6 protein-coding genes and 1 pseudogene are annotated in these 4,804 nt (G+C 53.6%); 5 read left to right on the top strand and 2 right to left on the bottom strand.

Annotated features, from left to right (window positions below; all coding sequences use genetic code 11):
* Together QNK41_RS07560 and QNK41_RS23005 are read right to left on the bottom strand one after the other, a co-directional pair.
* The coding region (locus QNK41_RS07560; protein ID WP_319255365.1) for an adenylate/guanylate cyclase domain-containing protein at nucleotides 1-260 on the bottom strand (260 nt) is incomplete at its 3' end.
* A gap of 18 nt (nucleotides 261-278) precedes the next feature.
* A pseudogene (locus QNK41_RS23005) lies at nucleotides 279-404 on the bottom strand (double zinc ribbon domain-containing protein); the annotation flags it as partial.
* A gap of 906 nt (nucleotides 405-1,310) precedes the next feature.
* On the opposite strand from QNK41_RS23005, the gene QNK41_RS07555 reads away from it, so the two are divergent.
* The 5 genes from QNK41_RS07555 to QNK41_RS07535 form a co-directional block, all read left to right on the top strand.
* Nucleotides 1,311-1,727, top strand: coding sequence for a secondary thiamine-phosphate synthase enzyme YjbQ (locus QNK41_RS07555; RefSeq protein WP_319255364.1), 417 nt, complete (start codon nucleotides 1,311-1,313; stop codon nucleotides 1,725-1,727).
* Between the two features lie 140 nt (nucleotides 1,728-1,867).
* Complete coding sequence (locus QNK41_RS07550; RefSeq protein WP_319255362.1) at nucleotides 1,868-2,170, top strand: hypothetical protein; 303 nt, start codon at nucleotides 1,868-1,870, stop codon at nucleotides 2,168-2,170.
* 57 nt (nucleotides 2,171-2,227) lie between these two features.
* Nucleotides 2,228-3,127: a haloalkane dehalogenase gene (locus tag QNK41_RS07545; protein ID WP_319255360.1), complete on the top strand. Its 900-nt coding sequence runs from the start codon at nucleotides 2,228-2,230 to the stop codon at nucleotides 3,125-3,127.
* 258 nt (nucleotides 3,128-3,385) lie between these two features.
* Complete coding sequence (locus QNK41_RS07540) at nucleotides 3,386-3,985, top strand: hypothetical protein (RefSeq protein ID WP_319255358.1); 600 nt, start codon at nucleotides 3,386-3,388, stop codon at nucleotides 3,983-3,985.
* Between the two features lie 254 nt (nucleotides 3,986-4,239).
* The coding region (locus QNK41_RS07535) for a protein adenylyltransferase SelO family protein (RefSeq protein ID WP_319255356.1) at nucleotides 4,240-4,804 on the top strand (565 nt) is incomplete at its 3' end.

Below are 4,804 nucleotides of genomic sequence, written 5' to 3'. Positions count from 1 at the left end.
TGATTGATCGTGCCTTCGAATTTGTGGATTTCCTCCATGAGGATGGTAAAACAGCCATCCATGATTGAATGCATTTCTTCGGGATCGAGCTTTTCGGACATGGCCGTAAAACCGGCCACATCGGCAAAGAGCACGGTGACCAGTTTTCGTTCTCCCTCGATGGAAGCGCGGCTGGTTAGGATCTTGTCGGCCAGGAAACTGGGTGTGTAAGCAAGGGGTTGGCGATCCTGCCGGGGAGGGGTTGACCGGGAACCATCCAATCGTTTTCCACATTGGTTGCAAAATTTACTGTCTACTGTGTTAGGCTGGCCGCAGGCCGGGCATAGCGCCGCCATCGAACTGCCGCACTGGTTGCAGTACCTGGCAGATTCCAGATTATTTGTATTACAGGCAGGACATTTCATATACTGCGTTTCACATACATTAGGGGTAATTTTTCTTTAAGATATGATTCTTTGTATCGTAAACGAATTGGCCTCGAGACGATCGCCTTGGCATGTAACCAAAATATTTGGCCTACAGCGACATACCAATTATTTAGTCCCCGTAACCAGTTAGTCAATTTTTTGTTGAAGATCCTGGTCATTATCAATAGCTAACATTACGAATGGTGTTGTCCTGCACCGGCTCTGGAAATCGATATCCATCCTTACGGTGAACCCTCCCCGCGGCTTGCCGTGGGGAGGGTTCAATTAGGGCTCATCTAAGTTACAAAATTGGTTATTACCGGTAAAACTTTTATAAAGCACACAACTGACAATTCCTGCTTGACCCCCGCAACAAATCTATTCTATTTATAAATTATAGCATTTGTTCATACTTCCCCCCTATATACAGATTATCGCGATCGTTACCAAAACCAGCATCTGTCACCTGAGGCTGAACATTCAACCGATTCTGATCTTGTCATATTTTCGAAGGCATAAAAGCATACATCGTTGGAGGCCTTATGGCGGATCAAGACTACCAACGCAAACCTACTGCAATCTTGAGTGCTGACGTTGCCGGTTACAGCCTGCTTATGCGAGATCTATATCAACGGCATATACGTGTCGTCTAAATCATTTTACGACCAATCGGAGCCGCCTTCACTATGTGTGGACTGGAAAGCACTTGATCCACACACGACCATCACAATCTTCGGCTAGTTTGTATGGAAATCATCGACTTTGACATTAGTTCTTTCCTTGTTTTACCCTTGATAAATCAAGGTTCACGATTGCATCTAGTACCTACTATGGAAAATTGGATTTTCCATTCTCATAGCCGGATAGAATTTTTCTTTACCCTGCAAATATATGGAGTTTCCCATGAAAAGTTACCGAAAAGAGCTTTGGTTCGAAATCCCTACCCGCCGGGCCTTCATCAACATCACCGGCGACGTGCAGCAGTGCATCGACGAAAGTGGTGTCAAAGATGGCCTCGTGCTCGTCAACGCCATGCACATAACGGCGTCGGTTTTCATCAATGACGATGAATCCGGCCTGCATCACGACTACGATGTCTGGCTGGAAAAGCTCGCCCCTCACGCGCCGGTATCCCAGTATCGGCACAATGTGGGCGAAGATAATGCCGACGCCCATATGAAGCGCCAGATCATGGGCAGAGAGGTCGTGGTGGCCATCACGGACGGCCACCTGGATTTTGGAACCTGGGAACGGATTTTTTACGGTGAGTTTGATGGACGGCGAAAAAAACGGGTGCTCGTTAAAATTATTGGGGATTAGGTTGGGGGACGTGTTTTGGATCGATGCGGATTCATCGATTCATGTGACCGCAATCATTCTGCCGAGGCAGTTTGTAAAGCAGCTGTTTTTTCAATTTCCGGCATTATTGTATAGTTGAAGAATGTTGCCGGAGGTGCCCAATGAACGAGGAAGCTGTTTTTCAATGGCCCATGTTGCTGATTATTCTGGTAGCCTTGCTCTATTTTGAATTGATGCGTCGGCTGGACAAATACTGGGCCAACCGAACGCCCCTGTCAGATGAGGAGCGCCTGTGGAACCACGCTCGCAACCAGGGCATCAGCGAGTATGAGGTTTTCAATCGGGCGGCGGCCACGTGGACGCTCAACCCGGAAATTGCCCATTTAGATTTCAATGCCTATCTAAAGGCGGGCATTCTGCCGCACTATGTCCGGGACTACCTGCGCAAGTTGACGACCTTGTAGACAGTTCGTTCACCCACGTGCAATCGTTTTCCAAGCGCTCGACAGAGGAGATCCACGATGCTCGATGCTCTAAGAACAGCGGATGAACGCTTCGACGGCCTGCCCAATTTTCCGTTTACCCCCAATTACCTTGACAACCTGCATGGCTTCGAAGGGCTTCGCCTGCACTACCTGGATGAGGGGCCTGAAGCGGCCGGGACCACCTTTTTGTGCCTGCACGGCGAGCCGACCTGGAGTTTTCTGTATCGCCGCATGATACCGGTCTTCACGCGTGCCGGAGGCCGCGTGGTCGCACCCGACTTTTTCGGCTTCGGGCGGTCGGACAAACCGGTCGACCCATCCGCATACCATTTCGATTTCCATCGCAATACCCTGCTGGCACTCATCGCCCAGTTGGATCTGACCGATATCACCCTGGTCTGCCAGGACTGGGGCGGGATTATCGGACTGACGCTGCCGATGGCGATGCCCGAGCGATTCTCCCGCCTGCTGGTCATGAACACCACCCTCGGGTCCGGTGATCATCAGCTCTCCAAGGGATTCCTGGATTGGCGGGCCTGGGTTAAAAGGAACCCCGACCTCTCTCCGGGACGTCTCCTCAAGCGGACCTGCTCCCAGCTTTCCCCGGCCGAATGCAGCGCGTACGATGCGCCGTTTCCCGATGGCCGCTATAAGACAGGCGTACGACGATTTCCGGAAATGGTGCCGGATCACCCCGATGCAAATGGTGCCCGGCTGTCCCGCGATGCCAGGCGCTGGCTTGGCCAGTCATGGCGAGGCCGGTCGTTCATGGCCATCGGTATGCAGGACCCGGTGCTGGGCGCGCCGGTGATGCGCGCGCTTAAAAACGATATCCGTAATTGCCCCGATCCCATTGAAATCGACGAGGCGGGACATTTCGTTCCCGAATGGGGTGAAGCCGTCGCGATAGAAGCCCTGGCGGCATTCAATCGTTGACGGTTCCGTAATAAATCCGATTTCAGCGTTACGCTTTATCCCTCGTCACTGCGGCGTGCCGTAAGTACGCCTCATTCCAATGGATTGCGCAGGCCTTGATCTCACACTTTTTACGAAATCGTGTTCAATGTGCCTTATACACGTCCATCAATTGTTGAGAAATGAGGGAAAATAGACTAAGACGATATCGTGAATTAACCGAACCGGATCGACCATTTCAACGGCTCCGGCCGATAACACGTAGCTTGGCATGCCACTATGAAACCCATTTCCTGCCTGATCCTTTGCATTTTCTGCTTCGTCGGCAGCGCTGCCATTCATCCGGCCATGGCGCAGGAAGCAACCGCAGATCCGATGATCAGCCTGACGGCCCAAAATGAGCCCTTAGGTGATGTGCTTGAAACCATTACCCGGGACACCGGTTACCGGTTCAACCTCAACGGCAAGTGGAAGGCGCATCCGGTCAGTGCCACTATCAACGATCTGCCGCTGGAAAAGGGGCTCAAGCGCCTGCTGCGAAGCCTGAACCACTCGATCGTCTGGGAGTCAGACAAGCTCGTCACCATCACGGTATTCGGTAAAGCTGACCCCGGCGGTACCGGCGGCGCCATTTCGTTTTCATCGCCGCCCCAGAACTATCAGGAAGAAATCGAACCGCCTGCAGAGATCGAGCCTGCATCGACAGACGACCCCGAACCGGCCGACGCCGGAGCGGAAGCGGCGGAGACCGAAGGCGCTGCGGCGGAGGAAGCCAATCGTGAACCGGGCGAAGATGCCTCAGCCCCGGAAGCTGTCATCCCAGGCGACACGTCCACTGCGGAAGGCGCCGGGGCCGGCAATCAGCCTGCCGTGGAATGACCCAAGTAAGGCGATGCCGGTCAACCAGGCGTTGCCTATCGATTTTTCCCTGACTATTTCCAACCATCTTCCCGTACTCTTTGACGCTTCGTTTTGAGCCCGCGGTATGGCATTGTCAGGCTTCAGTGCTTACTCTAATCAGAAGTTACTGATCAGAAATAAAACACCGGCCATCACTGCAATCCATTCAGGCAACATCATCGGACAACCTGATGGCGGTGTGCGATATGCCGATGGGCGAAGGGACGGTCCGGATGAACCTACTTGAATCAGCCGATTTTATTTCACCCAGTCAGACGTCCACAAAAACACAAGAAACCCTGGACGCGCTGCGTTTTGACAACCGCTTCACCGGTGACCTGCCTGCCGATCCTGATCGTCAAAACCGGCGCCGTCAGGTGACGGGGGCGTGCTATTCTCTGGTCAATCCCACAACCGTGGCAGCCCCCCGACTGGTCGCCTATTCGCAGGAGGTGGCTAATTTGCTGGGTCTTTCGAAGCAAACCTGTGAATCCGATGTGTTCACCCAGGTGTTCACCGGCAACCGCCTGCTGCCGGGTATGCAGCCCTTTGCCATGTGCTACGGCGGTCATCAGTTCGGCAACTGGGCCGGACAGCTGGGCGACGGACGGGCCATCAACCTGGGCGAAATTATCAATGGGCATTCGCAGCGCTGGATGCTGCAGCTGAAAGGGGCCGGCCCCACGCCTTATTCACGAACGGCCGACGGCCTGGCGGTGCTGCGCTCCTCGGTGCGCGAGTTCCTGTGCAGCGAGGCCATGTTTCACCTGGGCGTGCCCACCACCCGTGCGCTGAGTC

Origin of the sequence: Desulfosarcina sp. (assembly GCF_033791525.1) — a bacterium.
Lineage (GTDB): Bacteria > Desulfobacterota > Desulfobacteria > Desulfobacterales > Desulfosarcinaceae > Desulfosarcina.
Note: the sequence above shows the minus strand (reverse complement) of the source record. Positions and strands in the feature narration are given on the sequence as shown.